This window comes from Streptomyces sp. NPDC048484 (genome assembly GCF_040651415.1).
Taxonomy (GTDB): domain Bacteria; phylum Actinomycetota; class Actinomycetes; order Streptomycetales; family Streptomycetaceae; genus Streptomyces.
This window is the reverse complement of the sequence record NZ_JBEZJY010000045.1, coordinates 48,844-68,989: the sequence shown is the minus strand read 5'-3', so window position 1 is coordinate 68,989 and position 20,146 is coordinate 48,844. Positions and strand designations below refer to the sequence as shown.

At 70.1% G+C, this 20,146-nt stretch carries 18 protein-coding genes; 10 read left to right on the top strand and 8 right to left on the bottom strand.

The window, feature by feature from the left end:
- The coding region (locus AB0D14_RS35245) for a LysR substrate-binding domain-containing protein (protein ID WP_362787178.1) at positions 1-323 on the bottom strand (323 nt) is incomplete at its 3' end.
- A gap of 280 nt (positions 324-603) precedes the next feature.
- Here AB0D14_RS35245 and AB0D14_RS35240 point away from each other — a divergent pair.
- The 3 genes from AB0D14_RS35240 (at position 604) to AB0D14_RS35230 (ending at position 3,013) form a co-directional block, all read left to right on the top strand.
- A complete protein-coding gene (locus AB0D14_RS35240; RefSeq protein ID WP_362787177.1) occupies positions 604-1,236 on the top strand; it encodes an NAD(P)-binding domain-containing protein in 633 nt (210 codons plus the stop codon).
- A 97-nt stretch (positions 1,237-1,333) separates the two neighbouring features.
- Positions 1,334-2,272 (top strand): SDR family oxidoreductase, encoded by a 939-nt coding sequence (locus tag AB0D14_RS35235; protein ID WP_362787176.1) that lies wholly within the window; start codon positions 1,334-1,336, stop codon positions 2,270-2,272.
- Between the two features lie 81 nt (positions 2,273-2,353).
- Positions 2,354-3,013, top strand: a complete 660-nt coding sequence (locus AB0D14_RS35230) for an NAD(P)-binding domain-containing protein (RefSeq protein WP_362787184.1) — start codon at positions 2,354-2,356, stop codon at positions 3,011-3,013.
- Between the two features lie 135 nt (positions 3,014-3,148).
- Here the strand turns inward: AB0D14_RS35230 and AB0D14_RS35225 are convergent, their stop codons facing one another.
- Positions 3,149-3,571, bottom strand: a complete 423-nt coding sequence (locus AB0D14_RS35225; RefSeq protein WP_362787175.1) for a secondary thiamine-phosphate synthase enzyme YjbQ — start codon at positions 3,569-3,571, stop codon at positions 3,149-3,151.
- A gap of 239 nt (positions 3,572-3,810) precedes the next feature.
- On the opposite strand from AB0D14_RS35225, the gene AB0D14_RS35220 reads away from it, so the two are divergent.
- On the top strand, positions 3,811-4,911 hold the full coding sequence (locus AB0D14_RS35220) for an NAD(P)-binding domain-containing protein (protein WP_362787183.1): 1,101 nt from the start codon (positions 3,811-3,813) through the stop codon (positions 4,909-4,911).
- Positions 4,912-5,091: 180 nt separating this feature from the next.
- On the opposite strand, the gene mltG is transcribed toward AB0D14_RS35220, so the two are convergent.
- Positions 5,092-5,931: an endolytic transglycosylase MltG gene (gene mltG / locus AB0D14_RS35215; RefSeq protein ID WP_362787174.1), complete on the bottom strand. Its 840-nt coding sequence runs from the start codon at positions 5,929-5,931 to the stop codon at positions 5,092-5,094.
- 43 nt (positions 5,932-5,974) lie between these two features.
- Positions 5,975-7,774 (bottom strand): ABC transporter ATP-binding protein, encoded by a 1,800-nt coding sequence (locus AB0D14_RS35210; protein WP_362787173.1) that lies wholly within the window; start codon positions 7,772-7,774, stop codon positions 5,975-5,977.
- 95 nt (positions 7,775-7,869) lie between these two features.
- Here AB0D14_RS35210 and AB0D14_RS35205 point away from each other — a divergent pair, with 95 nt between their 5' ends.
- A complete protein-coding gene (locus AB0D14_RS35205; protein WP_362787172.1) occupies positions 7,870-8,376 on the top strand; it encodes a MarR family transcriptional regulator in 507 nt (168 codons plus the stop codon).
- A 258-nt stretch (positions 8,377-8,634) separates the two neighbouring features.
- Here the strand turns inward: AB0D14_RS35205 and AB0D14_RS35200 are convergent, their stop codons facing one another.
- Positions 8,635-10,023 carry a cation:dicarboxylase symporter family transporter gene (locus AB0D14_RS35200; protein WP_362787171.1) on the bottom strand — a complete coding sequence of 463 codons (1,389 nt, stop codon included), beginning with the start codon at positions 10,021-10,023 and terminating at the stop codon, positions 8,635-8,637.
- A gap of 151 nt (positions 10,024-10,174) precedes the next feature.
- The gene (locus AB0D14_RS35195; RefSeq protein WP_362787170.1) at positions 10,175-11,839 is read right to left on the bottom strand and encodes a peptide-N4-asparagine amidase; all 1,665 of its coding nucleotides are present in this window, start codon (positions 11,837-11,839) and stop codon (positions 10,175-10,177) included.
- A 296-nt stretch (positions 11,840-12,135) separates the two neighbouring features.
- Here AB0D14_RS35195 and AB0D14_RS35190 point away from each other — a divergent pair, with 296 nt between their 5' ends.
- Positions 12,136-13,458 carry a glycosyltransferase family 39 protein gene (locus tag AB0D14_RS35190; RefSeq protein WP_362787169.1) on the top strand — a complete coding sequence of 441 codons (1,323 nt, stop codon included), beginning with the start codon at positions 12,136-12,138 and terminating at the stop codon, positions 13,456-13,458.
- A gap of 81 nt (positions 13,459-13,539) precedes the next feature.
- On the opposite strand, the gene AB0D14_RS35185 is transcribed toward AB0D14_RS35190, so the two are convergent.
- The gene (locus AB0D14_RS35185) at positions 13,540-14,283 is read right to left on the bottom strand and encodes a L,D-transpeptidase family protein (RefSeq protein ID WP_362787182.1); all 744 of its coding nucleotides are present in this window, start codon (positions 14,281-14,283) and stop codon (positions 13,540-13,542) included.
- 189 nt (positions 14,284-14,472) lie between these two features.
- On the opposite strand from AB0D14_RS35185, the gene AB0D14_RS35180 reads away from it, so the two are divergent.
- The 4 genes from AB0D14_RS35180 to AB0D14_RS35165 all read left to right on the top strand — a co-directional run bounded on the left by AB0D14_RS35180 (position 14,473) and on the right by AB0D14_RS35165 (position 19,170).
- Positions 14,473-16,302 carry an ABC transporter ATP-binding protein gene (locus AB0D14_RS35180; protein ID WP_362787168.1) on the top strand — a complete coding sequence of 610 codons (1,830 nt, stop codon included), beginning with the start codon at positions 14,473-14,475 and terminating at the stop codon, positions 16,300-16,302.
- Positions 16,299-18,089 (top strand): ABC transporter ATP-binding protein, encoded by a 1,791-nt coding sequence (locus AB0D14_RS35175; RefSeq protein ID WP_362787167.1) that lies wholly within the window; start codon positions 16,299-16,301, stop codon positions 18,087-18,089. The genes AB0D14_RS35180 and AB0D14_RS35175 overlap by 4 nt, the downstream gene beginning before the upstream one ends.
- A gap of 252 nt (positions 18,090-18,341) precedes the next feature.
- Positions 18,342-18,812: a DUF5709 domain-containing protein gene (locus AB0D14_RS35170; RefSeq protein ID WP_362787181.1), complete on the top strand. Its 471-nt coding sequence runs from the start codon at positions 18,342-18,344 to the stop codon at positions 18,810-18,812.
- Positions 18,813-18,888: 76 nt separating this feature from the next.
- A complete protein-coding gene (locus tag AB0D14_RS35165) occupies positions 18,889-19,170 on the top strand; it encodes a type B 50S ribosomal protein L31 (RefSeq protein ID WP_362787166.1) in 282 nt (93 codons plus the stop codon).
- Positions 19,171-19,335: 165 nt separating this feature from the next.
- On the opposite strand, the gene AB0D14_RS35160 is transcribed toward AB0D14_RS35165, so the two are convergent.
- Complete coding sequence (locus tag AB0D14_RS35160) at positions 19,336-20,130, bottom strand: metal-dependent hydrolase (protein WP_362787165.1); 795 nt, start codon at positions 20,128-20,130, stop codon at positions 19,336-19,338.
- Between the last annotated feature and the right edge of the window lie 16 nt (positions 20,131-20,146).

The following is a 20,146-nucleotide window of genomic DNA, read 5'->3' as shown; positions in this document are numbered from 1 at the left end:
CCGGCGGGCAGCACCGCCACCCGCGGCTCGCTGTACAGCGGGGTGACGCGCAGGCCGGCCCCGTCGATGGGCAGCCGCACATAGCCGACGTCGATACGGCCGTCGAGCAGCATCGGGGCCTGGTCGTCGCCTTCGATCCGCTGCACGTCCACGACCACGTCCGGGTGCCGGGCCTCGAACGCCCGCGCCGCCGGGATGACCGGGATGCCGGCCCGGAAACCGACCGTCAGCCGCCGGCTGCCGAGGGCGGCCATGGACACCCGGCGGCGGACCGCGTGCGCGGAGGCGAGCAGCGGACCGTGATGCCTCCAGGGTATCACCACTGCTTAAAGAGGTATTGGACACCCATTCAGGCCAATGACAACCTGAATAGGTACCCAATGGGGGCCGAAGCGAATTCGGCACAAGAATCCGGTACAAGAGTCCGACATAAAAATTCGACATCGGAAATTGATAGCAGGACCCAGGCCCAGAATGAGTACATCAGGAATTGAGCGCCGTCCATAGCGTCATTCGACGGCGTCGACGGCGTCGACGGCACAACCGTTAGCGACGACGGGGTGGGCATGGCGTCCTATTCAGCTCCAGAAAGCAGGCACACCAATGAGCGGCATCAGCATTATCGGCCTGGGGAACATGGCCGGCGCCCTGGCCGACCGGGCGCTCGCCGGCGGCAACGCCGTCGAGATCATCGGCCGTGACCCGGCAAAGGCCAAGGAATTGGCCGGCGCGCTCAATGGCGCCACTGTCGGGACGGCCGGCGCCACCCCGGCCGGGGACATCGTCATCCTCGCCGTGCCGTACGCCGGCGCGGCGGCGGTGGTGAGCGAGTACGGGGACGCACTACAGGGCAAGGTCATCATCGACGTCACCAACCCCGTCACCCCCGATCTCAAGGGCTTTGTCACCCCCGACGACAGTTCCGGCGCGCAGGAGATCGCCAAGGCCGCCCCCGCCGGCGCGCATGTCGTCAAGGCGTTCAACACCCTGTTCTCCCATGTCCTGGCGGCCGGCCCGGCCGAGGGTCGCCCGTTGGACGTGTTCATCGCCGGCGACGACGCGCAGGCGAAGGCACGCGTGTCAGCGTTCATCGAGAGCCTGGGGCTACGCCCGATGGACACCGGGGAACTGCCAATGGCGCGGGCACTGGAGAACGTCGGCCTGCTGGAGCTGGGCCTCATCACCCATTCCGTCAAGCACGCCAACTTCTCCCTCGGCATCACCCTTCTCAGCTGAGTGCATCCGCACCACAACTTCTCGCGCCACATCACTCCGGTTGATCTACGGCACGAGAAGAACAACCCCTCCACCTACACCCACAAGGAGCAGCAGAATGCGCGTTTTCGTCACTGGCGGGACCGGCCATTCCGGTTCGTACATCATCCCCGAGCTCATCGCCGCCGGACATGAGGTCACCGGCCTGGCCCGGTCGGACACGGCCGCGGCGGCGGTGTCCGCGCTCGGCGCGAAGGTGCGCCGCGGCGACCTCCAGGATCTCGACGGGCTCAAGGAGGCGGCCGCGGACTCCGACGGCGTCATCCACGTCGCGCACAGGCAAGACCTGCTTCCGTCCGGCGGGCTCGACGCCGTGGCCGCCGCGGAGCTCCCGGTCATGCTCGCGTACGGCGAGGCACTGGCGGGAACCGGAAAGCCGCTGGTCGCGGCGGGGAGCATTGGCTCGCCCGGGCAGCATCTGGGCCGGCCGGCCACCGAGGACGACCCGGCCCTTCCCGGCGGCGATGAGTACAAGGGCACCCTGCGGGTTCGTAACGTCGTGGAAACCGCCGTAGTCGGCCTCGCTGAGCGGGGAGTACGGTCTTCGGTCGTACGGATTGCCAACATCGCGCACAGCACGACCGATCGTGCCGGCTTCCTTCCCGTACTGATCGCGCTCGCGAAGGAGAAGGGCTTCGTCGGCTATCCCGGAGACGGCGCGAACCTGTGGAACGCCGTACACATCCGCGACGTCGCCTCCTTGTTCCGCTTGGCGCTGGAGAAGGGGCCGGCCGGCAAATACTGGCACGCGGTCGGGGACGGGGCCCTCCCGCTCCGCGAGATCGCCGAGGCCATTGGCGTCCGTCTGGGCCTGCCCGTCGTGAGCGTTCCCTCGGACGTACTGATGGTGCCGGGATACTTTGGGTTCCTCGCGAACATAGTCACGCAGAGCTACCCGGCGTCCAACCTCATCACTCGTCGGACCCTCGGCTGGGAACCCGCTCAGCCCGGCCTGCTCGCCGATTTGGACAACGGCCATTACTTCTCCGCCGGCTGACGGCAGGGACCCGAATCGCAACGAGTCCGGCACATGACACGGGTTCGGCTCTTCCGGAGGGACGCTGAGAATATGACGACTGTGGGATTCATCGGAAGCGGATACATCGGCAGTACCATCGCGCGGCTCGCCATCGAGGCCGGGCACCAGGTCGTGCTCAGCAACTCGCGCGGTCCCGAAACGCTCGCGGACACGGCCGCGGAACTGGGGCCGCGGGCGTCCGCGGCGACGAGCGGGGAGGCCGCGGCGGCCGGTGACGTCGTCGTGGTCACGGTGCCGGTCAAGGCGTTCCCGAACTTGCCCGCCGCGCCACTGGCCGGGAAGACGGTCATCGACACGTGCAACTACGGCCCCGAGCGTGACGGGCACATCCCCGAACTCGACAGCAGGTCGCTCACCTCCAGCGAACTGCTGCTGCGGTACATCCCGGACGCCATGGTCGTGAAAGCGTTCAACAACATCTTCTTCAAGCACCTGCTGTCACTCGCCCGCCCGGCGGGGGCGGCCGACCGCTCCTACCTGCCGATCGCCGGGGACTCCGCGCCGGCGAAGGCGGCGGTGACCGAATTCATCGAATCCATCGGGTACAGCGTGGTGGACGCGGGACCGCTGGCCGATAGCTGGCGACAGGCGACGGGCACGCCGACGTGGGGGACCCCATACGGGCCGCCCTCGAACGAGAAGGGCCAGTCGGTCGACGAGAACGCCATCCGTGCCGCGCTGGCCACCGCAACGCGGTAACCACGAGTTGGCGCGGGCCGCGGTACGGTCCGGCCGTGTTCTGGCCCCGTCCGACAGGCGTCGGGCGGGGCCACAACGCAGAACTCGTTGCCGTCCGGATCCGCCAGGATGTGCCATGTCCAGCCGTCCTCGCCCTCAGGCAAGGAACGACAACCGAACCCGCCTGTCAGCATTATCCCGGTTTGTGTCGACCAGACACACCGACTGCCACGTCCCCAGCTCCAGTCGCCCCTGGATCACCGGCAGCGTGGCGTGCGGAGGCACGAGCGCCGGAAGGACGTGGTCGCGGCCGTGGCCGGGGCTCCCGTGGCGGTGCTGCCAGCGGTCGTCGGCGGGCAAGAGGGTGTGGAGGGCGGCAAGCAGGTCCTCGTCGCTGCCCGCCCCCGTCTCCAGGACGGCCACGCCGGCCGTCGCGTGGGGCACGAAGACGTTGAGCAGGCCGTCGCGGCCGCCCGCCGATTCCCGAAGGAAGGCCTCGCACTCACTGGTGAGGTCGACGACCGCCTCCCTGGATCCGGAGGTGATGTTCAGGACACGGGTGGTGAAGGCATCGGACATGAACCAATCCTCGCCCACACATCGAATTCCACACCCACGACGGCTCCGCGCCCACCCGCCGTTTCCATCCCTCGGATGCCGTGGTTGCGCCGCACTCCTGGTCACGCAGGACGTGGAGGAGGCCCGCCGCCGGGAAGATCCGCGTCTCCGGCGGAGTTGGTAGAAGCGTGAACAACACCGGAGCACAGGTACGGGAGCAAGTACTGGGACAGGTACGGAAGCAGGTACTGGGACAGGTACTGGAACAGGTGCGGGAAGTCGATGTCGTCGTCATCGGCGCCGGCCAGGCCGGGCTGTCCAGCGCCTATCACCTGCGGCGTACCGGCTTCGAGCCGGAGCGGGACTTCGTGGTTCTGGACCACGCGCCGCGACCGGGCGGCGCCTGGCAGTTCCGGTGGCCGTCCCTCACGTACGGCAAGGTGCACGGCATGCACGCGCTGCCGGGCATGGAGCTGACGGACGCGGATCCGGAGCGGCCGTCCTCCGAGGTCGTCGCCGAGTACTTCGACGCCTATGAACGCGCCTTCGACCTGCGGGTACGGAGGCCGGTCGACGTACGGGCCGTACGGGAGGGCGACGCGGGCCGACTGCTCGTCGAGACCTCGGACGGTACGTGGTCCACGCGGGCGCTGATCAACGCGACGGGCACCTGGGACCGGCCGTTCTGGCCGCGCTATCCCGGTCAGGAGACCTTCCGGGGACGGCAGCTTCACACCGCGCAGTATCCGGGCCCACAGGATTTCGCAGGCCGGCACGTCGTCGTGGTGGGCGGGGGCGCGTCCGGTACGCAGCATCTGCTGGAGATCGCGCCGTACGCGGCCGAGACCACCTGGGTGACACGGCGGCCGCCGGTCTTCCGGGAGGGGCCGTTCACCGAGGACTTCGGCCGAGAGGCGGTCGCCCTCGTGGAGGAGAGGGTCCGTCAGGGGCTGCCGCCGAAGAGTGTCGTGTCGGTGACGGGGCTGCCGCTCAGCGACGCGATCCGGCAGGGCATCGCGGACGGAGTCCTGGACCGGCTGCCGATGTTCGACCGGATCTCTCCGGACGGCGTGGAGTGGGACGACGGGCGCCGTGTGGCCGCGGACGTCATCCTCTGGGCGACCGGTTTCCGCGCGGCGATCGACCATCTGGCCCCGCTGCGGCTGCGCGAGCCCGGCGGGGGCATCCGGGTCGAGGGGACCCGGGCGGTCGCCGATCCGCGGATCCACCTGGTGGGATACGGGCCCTCGGCCAGCACCATCGGCGCCAACCGCGCCGGGAGGCCGGCGGTACGGGACATCAGCCGACTGCTGGCGGACGCCCCACGGGTCGCGCCGGTCACGGTGGAGGCCGGTGGCTGACGGATGGGATACGAGGCAGGCCGCCAGGCAGATACGAGGACAGGCCGCCAGGCAGACAGGTCGCGCCTTCGCGACGGAGCGGCGCGTTGACCGCTTCCCCGCGCCCCCGGAGGGGAGCGGTCGGCTCCGTGAGCACGTACCACGCCGCGGTCGTGGCTCGGCTCGGCCCTGCGACGCCCCCTACGACGCCGAGGCATTCTTACCGGCGCGCTCGAACTCGGCGACGTGCCTCTTGTGCGCCTCGTAGTCGGCCGTGAAGCGCGTGTCGCCCCGCTTGACGGTGACGAAGTACAGCCAGTCGCCCTGGGCCGGCGCGACCGCGGCACGCATGGCCTCCTGACCGGGGTTCGCGATCGGCGTCGGCGGCAGCCCCATCCGCGCGTACGTGTTGTACGGGCTCTCGAGCTGCGTGTCGTTCCGGCTGGGGCGGAGCCTGCCACGGTTCAGCGCGTAGTTGATGGTGGAGGCCATCTGCAACGGCATGCCCCGGTCGAGCCGGTTGTAGATCACCCGGGCCAGCTTGCCCATGTCCGCCTTGGTGGCCGCCTCCGCCTGGACGATGCTCGCGACGGTGAGTGTCTGATACGCGTTCATCGCGTTGCGCTCGGCCCCGGCCGTGACCGTCCCGCCACCGAACTTGTTGTTCGCCGTCTCGACCATCTGTGAGAGCAGGGAGGTGGGCGTCGACTTCTTGTCGATGGGATAGGCCGCCGGGAAGAGATACCCCTCGGGATTGCCGCTCGCGTCGTTCGGCAGGTTGAGGTGTGCCTTCTCCAGGGATTTCCTGCTGCTGCCCGCGGGCAGCTCGAGGACCTTGTCCATGGCCTCGTACACCTGGCCGGAGCGCCAGCCCTCCGGGATCACCAGGGCCTGGGGTTGCATCTTGGCGTCCGTGCTCAGCAGCGGCACCGCGACGGCGATGGCCGCCACGACGGCGCCGGTCACGATGAGGACGGTCCTGCCCCGGCGTGTCAGTCGGATGGTTCTCGGTGGCGGAGTGGGCGGAGTGTAGTTCTGCATACGAGTACGGTAACCCGCATATCGTCATAAACTCGACATATCTTCATGTTGTTGGCTCCAGTTGGGCGTCCCTGCGGACCAGGGCGGCATAACGCCCCTCTCGTGCCAACAGCTCCTCGTGCGTGCCTCGTTCGGCCGTGCGCCCACGGTCGAGAACCACGATCTGGTCGGCGCCCCTAATGGTGGACAGCCGGTGCGCGATGGTGAGTGTGGTCCGATTGGCCGACAGAGCGTCGATGGCCTCCTGGACGGCGCGCTCGGTGCGGGTGTCCAGGGCGCTGGTCGCCTCGTCGAGGATCAGGACCGGCGGGTCCCGGAGGATCGTGCGGGCGATGGCCAGGCGCTGCTTCTCACCGCCGGAGAACCGGTGACCCCGCTCCCCCACCACCGTGTCGTACCCGTCAGGCAGGGACGCGATGTGATCGTGGATCTGCGCGGCCTTCGCGGCGGCGTGCAGTTCCTCGTCGGTGGCGTCCGGCTTGGCGAAGCGCAGGTTGGCGGCCACCGTGGCGTGGAAGAGATAGGTCTCCTGGGAGACGACGCCGATTCCTCGCGCGAGAGTGTCGAAGTCCAGGTCACGCACATCCACCCCGTCGAGGGTGACGCGGCCGCCCGTGACGTCGTACAGGCGTGGCACCAGATGGCTGAGCGTGGATTTTCCGGCACCCGTCTGACCGACGACGGCAAGGCTGCTGCCGGCCGGCACCGTGATGTCGATACCGTCGAGAATCGGACCGCTCTTGTCGTCGTAGCGGAACTCGACGCCCTCGAAGCGCACTTCACCCTTGACCCGGTCGAGGTGGACCGGATGCTCGGGCTCGGTGATGTCGATGGGCAGGTCGAGGTACTCGAAGATGCGCTGGAACAGGGCGAGCGAGGCCTGGATCTGGACGCCGGTGGAGAGCAGGCTGACGGCCGGCCGGAACAGGCCCTGCTGGAGCGAGACGAAGGCGACCAGGGTACCGATGGAGACCGAGGGCCCGCCGAACTGGAGGGCCATGCCCGCGGCCCAGTAGATGACGGCCGGCATGGCGGACATGACGATGCCGATGACGGCCATCCGCCAGCGCCCCGCCATGTTCGACCGGACCTCCAGGTCGACGAGGCTCTCGGACTCCTCGGCGAAGGAGCGGGTGAGCGAGTCGGAGCGGCCCATCGTGCGGCCGAGCACGATGCCGCTCACGGAGAGCGACTCGGTGACCGTGGCGGCCATGACCGCCATCTGCTTCTGACGCTGGGTGGTGATCTTCTTGCGTTCGTTGCCGACGCGGCGGCTGATCCAGACGAACACCGGAAGAAGAAGCAGCGAGACGACGGTCAGCCGCCAGTCGAGGGCGACCATCGCGACGACCGTGGCGACGACGCTGGTGAGGTTGGAGACGAGCGAGGTGGCGGTCGAGGTGACCGTCGCCTGCATCCCCCCGATGTCGTTGGCGATGCGCGACTGGACCTCGCCGGTACGCGTCCTGGTGAAGAAGGCGAGCGACATGCGCTGCAGCCGGTCGTAGACGGCGGTGCGCAGGTCGTGCATGACGCGCTGGCCGACCGTCGTGGAGATCAGGGTCTGCAGGACACCGAGGACACCGCCGAGGACGGCACTGAGGATCATGCCCAGCGCGAGCAGGCTCAGCAGGCCGGTACGGCCCTGCGGGATCGCGGTGTCCAGGATCTCCTTGAGCAGGAAGGGCGTGGCGACCGAGACCAGGGACGCGGCGCCGACGAGCAGGCCGACGACGGCCAGCCGCCCGCGGTAGGGACGGAAGAGTGTGAGGATGCGGCGCACCTGCCGGGGCTGTCCTGCCTCGACGGGTGGCGGCGTCCAGTTGATGTCGTCGCGGGGCATGAGCTCCTACGGAGTGTGAGGGAACGAGGATTGACGGAGCATAGCTCATTGTTACCTATACTCACAATGAACTAGGTCCTGATATTGTTCCCGTCATGGACACCCCCGACGCCGACGGCCTTCTCGCCGATCAGCTGCTGCGGCTGACCCGCCGTGTGCACCGCATCCAGAAGCGCCACCTTCAGACGCGGGGGCTCGGCATCACACCGGCCCAGTCCCGGCTGCTGCGCACCCTCGCCCACTACGACTCACCGCCGCGCATGGCCGACCTGGCCGAGCGGCTGGAGGTGGTGCCCCGGGCCGTGACCACACTGGTGGACGGCCTGGAGGCGAGCGGCAAGGTACGGCGCGTGCCGGACCCCACCAACCGGCGGGTCATCCGGATCGAGCTGACGCACGACGGACGCCAGGCACTGCGGGAACTGCGCGGCGCGCGCCGGGCCGCCGCGGAGGACATCCTGGCTCCCCTCACGGACAAGCAGCGCACGGTACTCGGCGGTTTGCTGGACACACTGGTCGACGGCATGGGCACGGAGGCCGACGGGACGGGCGCAGGGGTGCACGGGACGGGCGCGGCGCGGGAGCCGAAGCGCGACTGCTGACGGCGGCCTGCTGACTGCGATCTGCGGCCTGCGGCCTGCTTTCAGCTGAGGCCTCCGCCATGGACTGCATCATGCCGCTCCGGATGATGCAGTCCATACGGCTCGGGCTCGTCCCGGACCTCACCCGCGGGCTGTGGAAGAAGAAACGGCCGGGGGTGGATTCGACGAAGCCGCAGAGGTGAGAAACCGCGGAGGTGACCCGCGTCAAATCTCCGGGTGCGGGGGCCGGCGCCGAACGGTGGCGTCGGGTCCCTGCCGTCAACGCACCTCGCCTGCGGGCTCCTTGGCCAACGAAGCCCTGCCCTCGGCGGGTTCCTGCGCCACGGCGGCCGGCGCCTCGTCCTCCTCCACGAAGGCGATCTCACCGTCGAGCATCTTCTTCGCCCGCTCCGCGTCCAGTGCGCCCTCCCAGCGGGAGACGGCGAAGACGGCGACGCAGTTGCCGAGCAGGTTGGTGACGACGCGCATCGAGTCCATGATGCGGTCGACGCCGAGGAGCAGGGCGACGGCACCGGCGGGAATGACCCCGAGCGCGGACGCGGTCGCCGACAGGGCGAGGAAGGCCGAACCGGGCACGCCCGCCATGCCCTTGCTGGTCAGCATCAGGACCAGGACGACGGTGATCTGCTGGCCCAGGGAGAGGTCCACGCCCACGGCCTGCGCGATGAACAGCGTGCCGACGGAGAGGTAGATCGAGGCGCCGTCGAGGTTGAAGGAGTACCCCGTCGGCAGCACCAGCCCCACGGCGTCGTCGCGGGCGCCCGCCTGGCGGAGCTTCTGCATCATGCGGGGCATGACGGTCTCACTGGACGCGGTGCCGAGCGCGAGCAGCAGCTCCTCACGCGTGTAGCGCACGAACTTCCACAGGCTCAGTCCGGTGACGAGCTTCAGCGCCACCCCGAGCAGGACCAGGAAGAGCGCCGCCACCGCGTAGCAGAGGGCGATGAGCTTGCCGTACGTCTCGATGACTCCGAGGCCGTACTCCCCCACCAGATGGACCATGGCACCGAAGACGGCGAGCGGCGCGAGCTTCATGACGAAACCCACGATCGCGAAGATGATCTCCTGAGCCTGCTCGATGGCGGGCAGGATCGCGGGCACCTTGGTGTGGCCCAGGTGCAACAGAGCGGCGCCGGTCAGACAGGCCAGGACCAGGACCTGAAGCAGCGAGTTCTCGGCGAAGGCGCCGACCGCGCTGTCGGGGAGCGAGTGCAGGATGAACTCGCTGGTCGAGGGCAGCGAACCGCCCGCGGTCTGGTCCTCGACCGCCGAGGCGTCGAGCTTCGACGGGTCGACGTTCATACCCGCCCCGGGGGCGAAGACGTTCGCGGCGATCAGGCCGATGAGCAGCGCGGCGGTGGAGGCGACCTCGAACCAGATCAGGGCCTTGAGCCCGATGCGCCCGAAGGCCTTCAGGTTCCCGGCCTTGGCGATGCCGACGACGACCACACAGAACACCAGCGGTGCGATCACTGTCTTGATGAGGCGTACGAAACCGTCGCCGAGCGGCTGGAAGGCAGTGGCCGTGTCGGGCCACAGCCTTCCGACGACGATTCCGAGCACGAGCGCACAGGCGACCTGTGCGAACAGTGAGGTACGCAGTATGTGTGCGACGCGTCGCGGCAGGGACGGTACGGACGGCGGCACGGGCACTCCTCCAGGCAGACTTCTGGCATGCGGAAGACGCATTCCGCAGCGATGACTATCGATGACTATCAGGGAAGTTTGCTACCGCAAGAAACCACTGTGTGACAGGCAGGTAAATCATCGGGGGTCGTCACGTCCCACACCGGACCCCTCAGCAGCCCGAGCGGTCCTCGGTGAGCGTCCCCTGCACGGTGACCGGATTCCGGTCGTAGCAGCCGCGCGATCCGTACAGCCGGTAGCGCTCGCTGGTCGTTCCGACCGCGTGCCGCTGGTCGCGTGGCACGTTCGCCGTGTACGTCGCGTCGCCCGTGTAACTGTCGTCGAGCCGGGACCACGCCGTACGCCGACCGCCCCGCGTCTCCACGACAGCCGCCCGGTCCCCGAGTGACAGCACCGTCCGCAGTCGGTCACCCGCGCCGAGCGTCGTGGTGCCGTCCATGGTGTAGGTGCGGTGCGTGCGGATCGCCTTGGCGGGACCAGGTCCGTCCACGGTGACCGTCTCGTCGTCGGTCCAGGTCGCCTTCAGTGCGTCCGTGCTCTCACCGTCGGTCCAGCGGTGCACGGAGGTGTCGGCCAGCTTGCGATCGACGATGGTCCTTACGCGTCCGTGCGAGGTGTCGACATACCCCGAAACGGTCAGCCGGTGCCCGGCCCCGGTGTCGAGTCGGTGCTCCGAACCGGGTGTGTAGGTCGAGGAGTTCTCGAGGTCGCCCGCCGTGTGGGTGGTGAGCTTCCCGGTGACGTGCGTGCTCTTCGCGTCCTGCCAGACGAGGACGTTCACCGGGGTGCTCCAACCGCTCTGCCCCTCGGGCACGCCCACTACGGAGACGTCGATTCGGTGCGGGCGGCCGTCGTTGAGCAGCCCCGCGAACGGTGTCAGATCGTATTCAACGGGTTTGATGTCGAAGGCGCGCGGGCCCGGGATCACGTACCAGAGGAAGGGGTTGGACCAGCCTCCGGTCCATACGGTCGGGAACGGCATGGCGATGCCCGCGAGTCTGCCGTCGACCTCGACCTGCACCTCACGGTAGGGGCCGTCGGCGGCCTTGCAGGAGTAGGGAGCGGCGTCGGGCACCGTCAGATACCAGTACTCCTCGCAGCCGCCGCCCGACCCCGTGGCGTACACCTCGGCGACGATGCGTTCACTGTTGCGGGGCGTGGCGAGGGTGCCGTCCTGGAGGGTGAGGACGCGGTCGGGGGCCGCGGTCGTCCCGGCCGCGCCCCGCTTCCCGGCCGCGTAGAAGGTCAGTGTCACCTTGACGTCGATGATTCCCGTGTAGGTGTCGTCGACGACGTTGCCGATCAGCATCTCGACGTCGTGGCCCTCGCGGAACGTGTCGCTGTAGCGCGTCACATCCTTCTCCACCGACCACTCGATCCCGTCGGGCGAGGGCTGCGGAGTGGACGTACGGAAGACCTCGACCCCGCCGATGTGCAGATATCCGAGCCGGTCGTACTGCCGCCCCTTGACCTTGCCGTCGAGACGCAACACGACCTTGCTCCAGCGGTCGCCGCACCCGCGCGGGGGTGCGTACGTGCCCTTGTAGGGCGTGAAGTCGCGGAACTGCGCCTCGGTGACCGTCACTTCGCAGGATGTACCGGCGGGCTTGGTGACGGGCGGGGCGCCGGTCAGGGGGTCGTGCCAGTCGGTGCCGAACTCGGCGGGCGGGTCGGCGAGTCGGGTGGCCACGGCTTCCGTCGACCGATCGGCCGGGGTTCGCGGCGGCTGAGCGGCCGAGGCCGGTCCCGTTCCGAGGAGGGCGCTCGCCACGAGGGTCGCCCCGGCGAGCATGGACATGATGTTCCGTCTTCTCATGGCCGGTGTTCTACGGGGAGTCGGCCCGGTCCGCAATGCGGCCTCGGGGCATGAACGCGAGCCATGGGCTCGGGGAGGCGACCCGGACCATGGCAGGACCTCGACCGGGCCGGACCTCGTCAGTACCGTGGTGCGACCGGGTGGCGAGGGGGCGCTGTGGAGCGGGAACCGGACTGCGCACCACGCGAGTTGCCTCGGTTCGCCCTCGGCCCCGTGGCGGGCCTGGCAGCCGGTACGGGTATCACCGGGACGAGTTGTACTTCCTGGCGGCAGGCGATCACCCGGCGTGGGGGTACGTGGACCAGCCGCCCCTGACTCCGCTCCTCGCCCGGGCCGCCACCGAGTTGTTCGGGGACTCCGTCATCGGGCTGCGGGTCCCGGCCACGCTCGCCTTCGTCGCCGCGCTCGTCGTGGTCGCCCTCGTCGCACGGGAGTTGGGAGGCGGCCGGAGAACGCAGGTGCTTGCCGCCGGGCTCGCGGGGGTTTTCGCGCAGCCGTTGGCGGTCGGACACATCCTGTCGACCGCCGGCCTCGATCTGCTGGCGTGGCTGGCGATCTGCTGGCTGACGCTGCGGCTGCTGCGTACCGGCGACGGGCGGTGGTGGCTGCCGATCGGCCTGTGTGTCGGAGCCGGTCTGCTGAACAAGTACCTCGTGGCGCTGCTGGTCGTCGCGCTGCTCACGGCCGTACTCTCGGTGGGTCCGCGCCGGGTGCTGCGCAGCCCGTGGCTGCTCGCCGGCATGGCCGCTGCCCTCGTGGTGGCGGCGCCCAACCTGTGGTGGCAGGCCGATCACGACTGGCCGCAGCTGACGGTGGCGGAGGGGATCGGTACGGACGACGGGACCGAGAACCGGGTCCTGTTCGTGCCAGATCAACTCAGCTACCTCTCCCCGCTGTTCGTGCCCGTGTGGGTGGCGGGCTGGCTGCGGCTGTGGCGCGATCCGGCGCTGCGGTGGGCCCGGGCGACGGCGGTGGCGTACCCGCTGCTGTGTGTGATGGTTCTGGCGCTGGGCGGCAAGGGGTACTACGTCGTGCCGCTGCTGCTCGTGCCTCGTGGCGGGTTGCGAGCCTGCTGTCGGCTGGGCACGGCGGCACGGCCGTACGTGGCCCGTGGTGGCCCTCGTCGTGACCGTCGCGATCAATGCGATGGTGACTCTGCCCGTGCTGCCGCAAAACGCGCTCACCGTGCCGATGGCGCTCAACAAGGAGCAGGGAGAGCAGGTCGGTTGGCCGGCGGTGGCCGACGCGGCCGCGCGCGGGGGTGGTCCGCGATCCCCGCGCGCGAGCGGGCGCGCGCCGTCGTCTTCACGCAGAACTACGGCGAGGCGGGCGCCCTCGACCGCTATGGGCCGGCACGCGGGCTGCCGCGCCCTTACCCCGGCCATATGAGCTACGCCGACTGGGGCCCGCCGCCCGACTCGGCCGACGGGCCGGTGCTCCTCGTCCTTCAGGAGGGGTCGGACGGCATCGAGCGGTACTTCACCGGTCGCCGACGGGTCGCGCGCGTGGACAACCGCCACGCGGTGGAGAACGAGGAGCAGGGCGCGGAGGTCCGGCTCTGCTCGGGGACGACGGAGCCGTGGTCGCGGCTGTGGCCGTCGCTGCGCCACTACTACTGAGCCGTCGCTCGTCAGTACCGAGTCGTTGCTGCGTCAGTACCGAGTTGTTGCTGCGTCAGTACTACTGAGCGGCTGTCGTGTTCAGGCCTTGAGGTCCGCCTTGTCGCCCATCACCACGACCGGGTTCTGGCCCGGGTCGAGGGTGCGCAGCAGGTACTTCATGCCCGGCTTGGACAGGCTCACGCAGGCCGACGTACCGCTGCCGTGGTCCATGTGCAGCCAGATACTGCCGCCCTTGGTCTGGCCCTCGGGGCGGGTGGGGTCGTTCGGCGAGGTGCCCTTGACGCGGTTGTAGTCGATGGCGATGACGTAGTCGAAGTCGTTCCAGTGCGACTTGGCCCAGTAGTGCGGGGCCTGGAAGCCTGCGGACTCCGTGTACGGGAGTTCTGCGCCGGGGTCGGCGAGGACCCCGCCCGCGTCGCTGAGCGTGAACACCCCGACGGGGCTGCGCTTGTCGCCCTCGCGGTGGTTGGTCGTCCAGCCCTTCTTGCCGTTGTGCCCCTCCCAGCTGCGGGTCTTGTCCCAGGTGGAGCCGGACTTGGTGTAGAGGACGATCGTGGAGTCCGCCGAGTCCTTGCCCTGTCCGTAGACCGCGACGACCTGGCGGGAGTCGGTCGGGATCTGCTTCCGCAGCTTGTCCCCCACGTCGGGGATGTGCTTGAGGTCGACGGTGCGCGCCTGCTCGGACCCTGACCCGTCGCCCGCCCGCCCGTTGCCCTTCTTGCCGCTTCCACCGTCCGAACCACCGCAGGCCGTCAGGGGCATCACCAGGGCGCCCAGGGCTACGGCCACGGCCGTCGTGCGCTTCGCGCCGCGTATTCGCATGTCGTCCATGTTCGCACCACGTTCCGGACGATTGCGCCCGCCCCCTCGGCTTCCCTGCCAAATCCGGGCGGTCCGGGCCGAATCTTTGCCTCACGACGGAAAACCGTTTGCCTGCGGACACGCTGCGACGCGAACCTTGCACGGTTTGTTGCCTCCCCCCACTCCGCACCACGAGCCCCCTGGGACGCCATGCAGATCCAAGACCTTCCGTATCCCGACCCGGGTGTGCCGGACGCACGCTCGGGGCCCCGGTTCCTGATGTGGCTCGGCCGGAATCAGCTCGGCGGACAGATGAAGGCCCTGCTCTGGGGGCTGCTGCACTTCGTGTCGGTGTCCGCGCTGCCCTTCTGCGTCGGCTTCGCCGTCCAATCCGTGGTGGACCGCTCCGGTGCGCGACTCGGCCTCGCGGGCGGGCTGCTCGCGCTGTGCGGCGTCGGTATCGCGCTGGGCGACACCATGCTGCACCGGGCCGCGGTCACCAACTGGATCACCGCGGCCGCGCGCGTCCAGCAGTTGCTGGCGCGCAGGGCCGCCCTGCTGGGCTCCGCGCTGACTCGACGGGTCGCGGCCGGCGAGGTCGTCGCGGTCTCGACCGGCGACGTGGAGAAGATCGGCTGGTTCGTGGAGGCCGTGTCGCGGTTCACCGCGGCCGCGGTGACGATCGTGCTCGTCTGCGTCGCCCTCGTCGTCTACCAGCCGGCGCTCGGCATCGTCGTGGCCGTGGGCATGCCTGTCCTGGCACTGTCGGTACTGCCGCTGCTGCCCCGGGCCACCCGCCGCGCCGACTTCCAGCGTGAGAAGGCGGGACGCGCCACCGAGCTGGCCTCGGACACCGTCGCCGGCCTGCGCGTGCTGCGCGGTATCGGCGGTGAGGAACTGTTCCTCGAACGCTACCGCCGCGCCTCCCAGGAGGTCCGGCACGCTGCCGTGCGCAGCGCCCGCATGTGGTCGCTGATCTCCGCGATCCAGGTCCTGCTGCCCGGTCTGCTGCTGATCGCGGTCGTCTGGCACGGCGTGAACCTGGCTCGCGAGGGGCGGATCACCGTCGGGGAGATGGTCACCGTGTACAGCGCGGTCATGATCCTCAGCTATCCGCTGCGGCACTTCACCGAGATCGCGATGGCGTACTCCTTCTCCCGGCCGTCCGCCAAGCGCGCGGCACGGGTGCTGTCGCTGGAGCGGTCCACGGACGGCGAGGGTTCGCGTGCGGCTGTCGTGCCGGCCGGAGACCTGTACGACCCCGCGACCGGTCTGCTCGCGCCCGCCGGACGGCTCACCGCCGTGGTGTGCGGTGACCCGGATGTCGCGGGTGACCTGGCCGAGCGCCTCGGCGGTCATACGGCGGACTCCTCGGAGCTGCCATCGGCGCTGGTCGGTGGTGTACCGCTCGACGAACTGCCGCTCGATTCCGCACGCAGTGCCGTCCTCGTCCAGGACAAGGACCCGGTCCTGCTCTCCGGAACACTGCGTGAACTGTTCGACGTGCCCGCCTCGGGAGACGTCACCCCCGAGGAGGCGCTGTCCGCGGCGCAGTGCGGTGACGTCCTGGACGCGCTCGCCCAGGGGGCACTGGACGCCGGCGACCCGATGGACACCCGGATCACCGAGCGCGGCCGCTCCCTGTCGGGCGGCCAGCGCCAGCGTCTCGCACTGGCCCGGTCGCTGGTCACGGCCCCGGGGGTGCTGGTCCTCGACGAACCGACGTCCGCGGTCGACTCGCACACCGAGGTGCGGATCGCCGACGGCATCCGGTCGCTGCGCCAGGGACGCACGACGGTGGTCTTCACCTCGTCGCCGCTGCTCCTGGACCGTGCGGACCGGGTCGTACTCGTCCACGAGGGCGAGGTGGCGGCGGTCGGCGTCCACCGCGAACTGCTGCACAGCGACGCGGGGTACCGCGCGGTGGTGACCCGTGAGACCGACGACGAGGCCGCCGCGCACGAACTGAGCCGCCTGCGGGAGAGCCGTCTGCAGGAACTGGAAGAGCAGGAACTGGAAGAGATCGAGGAGACAGCATGATCGGCGTGGCGCCACCGGCCTACGACCCGGCGGCCCCGACGACCGCAGAGACCCTGCCCGTCGGCGCCCCCGCGACCGTACGCGCCTACGTGGCCGAACTGTTCCAGCGGCACCGCCGGGCCTTCCTGCTGCTGGTCACCGTCAACACAGCGGCCGTCGTCTCCTCGATGGTCGGCCCGTATCTGCTGGGCTCCCTGGTCCAGCACGTCTCCGACGGCGCGGCGGCCGCGCGTGAAGTGCACATGGAGCGCACCGCCGCGCTGTTCGCCCTCGCCCTGGTCGTCCAGGCCGTTTTCGTACGCCAGGTACAGCTGCGCGGGGCCATGCTCGGCGAGCGGATGCTGGCGGACCTGCGCGAGGACTTCCTCGTGCGGGCGGTGGGGCTGCCGCCCGGCGTCCTGGAGCGGGCGGGCACGGGGGATCTGCTGTCCCGGATCACCACGGACATCGACCGGCTGGCCAACGCCATGCGCGAGGCCGTGCCGCAGCTGGCCATCGGTGTGGTGTGGGCGGCCCTGCTGCTCGGCGGCCTCGTCGTGACCGCGCCGCCGCTCGCGCCCGCGGTGCTGGTCGCCGTCCCGATTCTGGTGGTCGGCTGCCGCTGGTACTTCAAGCGCGCGGCATCGGCCTACCGCTCCGAAGCCGCCGGTTACGCGGCCGTGGCCGCCGTGCTCGCCGAGACCGTGGACGCCGGGCGTACCGTCGAGGCGCATCGTCTGGGCGTGCGCCGCATCGCGCTGTCGGACCGGCGGGTCCGGGAGTGGACCGCCTGGGAGCGCTACACCCTCTGGCTGCGGTCGGTGCTCTTCCCGGTCGTCAGCGCCACGCACGTCACGGTCCTCGGCTCGGTCCTGATGATCGGCGGGTACCTGGTCCTCCAGGGCTGGATCGAGGTGGGCCAGCTGACGACGGGCGCCCTGATCGCGCAGATGCTGGTCGACCCGGTGGGTCTGATCCTGCGCTGGTACGACGAGCTCCAGGTGGCTCATGTGTCGCTGGCCCGCCTGGTGGGCGTCCGTGACATCGAGCCGGACGCGGGCGACGCGTCGCTGGCCCCCGACGGGCGTGACGTACACGCGGAGGGGGTGCATTTCGGCTACCGGGCGGGCGTCGACGTGCTGCGCGAGGTTTCCCTCGATGTCGCTCCCGGCACCCGGCTGGCCCTGGTCGGCCCCTCCGGCGCGGGCAAGTCCACGCTGGGCAGGCTGCTCGCCGGGATCTACGCACCGCGCTCCGGCCAGGTCACACTGGGTGGCGCCGAACTGTCCCGGATGTCCGCGGAACGGGTCCGTTCCCATGTGGCGCTGGTCAACCAGGAGCACCACGTGTTCGTGGGCGCCCTGCGTGACAACCTGCTTCTCGCCCGTACGGGCGCCGACGACGCCGAGTTGTGGGCCGCCCTCGGCGCGGTCGACGCCGACGGCTGGGCGCGGGCGCTGGCCGACGGTCTCGACACCGAGGTCGGCTCGGGCGGTGTCGCGCTCACGCCGGCCCAGGCCCAGCAGATCGCGCTCGCCCGCCTGGTGCTCGCCGACCCGCACACGCTGGTCCTGGACGAGGCCACCTCGCTCCTCGACCCGCGAGCGGCCCGGCACCTGGAGCGCTCGCTGGCCCGCGTCCTGGACGGCCGCACCGTGGTCGCCATCGCCCACCGGCTGCACACCGCGCACGACGCGGACGTCATCGCCGTCGTCGAGAGCGGCCGCATCAGCGAACTCGGCAGCCACGACCAGCTGGTCGCCGCGGACGGCGCGTACGCGGCACTGTGGCGGTCCTGGCACGGGTGAGCGACACGCCCGCCGCGCCGGCTCGCACCCGTCCCTGATGAGCGGACTGCCGCGCTCGACCGGACTCCGTGCCGTTGCGCGGTGTCGAAGAGGGGTGGAAGTGTGGACACCGGTACCGGCTCGGGGAGCGCCCGTGAACCGTCCGGTTCTGTGTGTTCCGTAGAGCCGAGACCTGGGCCGAGCGGTCCGCGCATCCGCCGCCGAACGCGGTGACAGCTGGCCGGCCCGCACCACCTGGAGGTACCCGTGGACGTGGACAGCGCCGACGGATGGGGAGACGACGTCTACCAGCCCGACGGATCCGAGGTTCAGGACGACGCCGGGCTGCTGGACGCCGAGGACACTCTGGAAACCGACGGCGTGAACGACCCGCTGGACCGGGGCTGGTCACCTCCGGAACGGCCCTGGGCAGTCGAACGCAACGACGTGACAGCGGCCGAACGGCACCGCGGCGAGACCCTCGACGAACGGCTCGCGGAAGAACTTGCGGACGTCGCCGCGCCCGACGGCGACGGCATCGGAGACTGCCCCGACTCGGACGGAGAACCCCTGGACAACGAGGTGGGCGCCATCCGCTCCGGACGTCTCGTGGCCCCCGACGAAGGCGCGCACGAGGACGGGGAGAGCGGGCTGATCGCCACCGACGTGGGCATCGACGGAGCGGCGGCCTCGGCGGAGGAGGCCGCCATGCACATAGTCGACGAGGACTCCCTGTCCGGCTGACCCCGTCTCTTTGCCCCGTCCCCGTCCTCGCCCTGTCCCCCTGTCCGCGCACCCCTCCCCCACGCAAGGAGCACTCATGCAGCAGGACAAGCACCCCGACTACCACTCTGTCGTCTTCCGTGACCGCGCCGCCGGGTACGCCTTTCTGACCCGGTCCACCGCGGCGAGCGACCAGACCATCGAGTGGGACGACGGCCGGACGTACCCCGTCGTGGATGTGGAGATCTCCTCGGAGAGCCACCCCTTCTACACGGGCAAGGCCAGGACCGTCGACACGGAGGGACGGGTCGCCCGCTTCGAGAAGCGGTACGGCAGCGGGGGCCAGGGCAAGGCATCGGACGGCGCCGACGCGACGTGACCCCGCCGGGACGGGCACGCCCGGCGACCGAAGGCGGCAACACCCAGCGGGCTGCCGGCGCGCTGGAACCCAGCGGGCTGAGGATGCCACGCCGCGGGTGGCGCCGTCGCCCGGGCGGCCGGCGGCGGCACCCGTCCCTCCGGCGCGGTCCGTCAGATGAATCCGTCAGATGAAGTTGAGCGCGGCCGCGCAGCCCACCCCGCCCAGCACCATGAACGCGGGCATCAGCACCTTCAGCTCCACCCAGCTGCCGGCCCTGAACCGCAGCACCTTGGGCGGTCCGATGGGGTACCAGCGCTTGCGGCCGACCGGGATCGGCCACAGGATCGGGCAGCCCGACACCGTCAGCGCGTCCCCGATGTCGTGCACCAGTGCCCCGAGGACTATCGGCAGTCCGAGCCACAGATACTCCTGGCCCGGTGCCGCGAACAGCCAGTCCGAGCCGTTGCCCGGTTTGTCCAGCACTCCGGCGACGATCCACGCACTCGTAGCGGCCAGCAGCCAGACCAGGACGTCGGCGCTGGAACCACGCGTCGCCCGCCAGAGCAGCCCCTCGATGGCGAGCACCATGTGCACGAACAGAAGAGCCAGAACCCCCCAGCGGCCTCCTGTGATCGCGACGACCGAACCCCCGCCACCGATCAGCACCGCCCACAGCCAGGTGTGAGTCAGGGTGCGGTGCCCGCCGGAACGACGAGGGTCGCCGGCCTTCCTCGTCCCCTTGTAGACGGCATACGAGAGCTTGTCGACAATCTCGCACAGGCCCCGTGAGACGGGTCCGAAGGCCCGCGAGATGGTGGCGGCCTTGTGGTCCAGATCCGGGGCGAGCGCGGCGCCCGCGCAGATCAGCGCGCCGGTCAGGAGGACCGGCCAGGGCATCGTGTGACCGGCGGCCGCTGCCGCCGCTCCGACGCCCAGCCAGGCCGCCGCCCCGGACAGTGAGTGTGCTGGTCCCATCATCGCCGTGCCCCGCCCC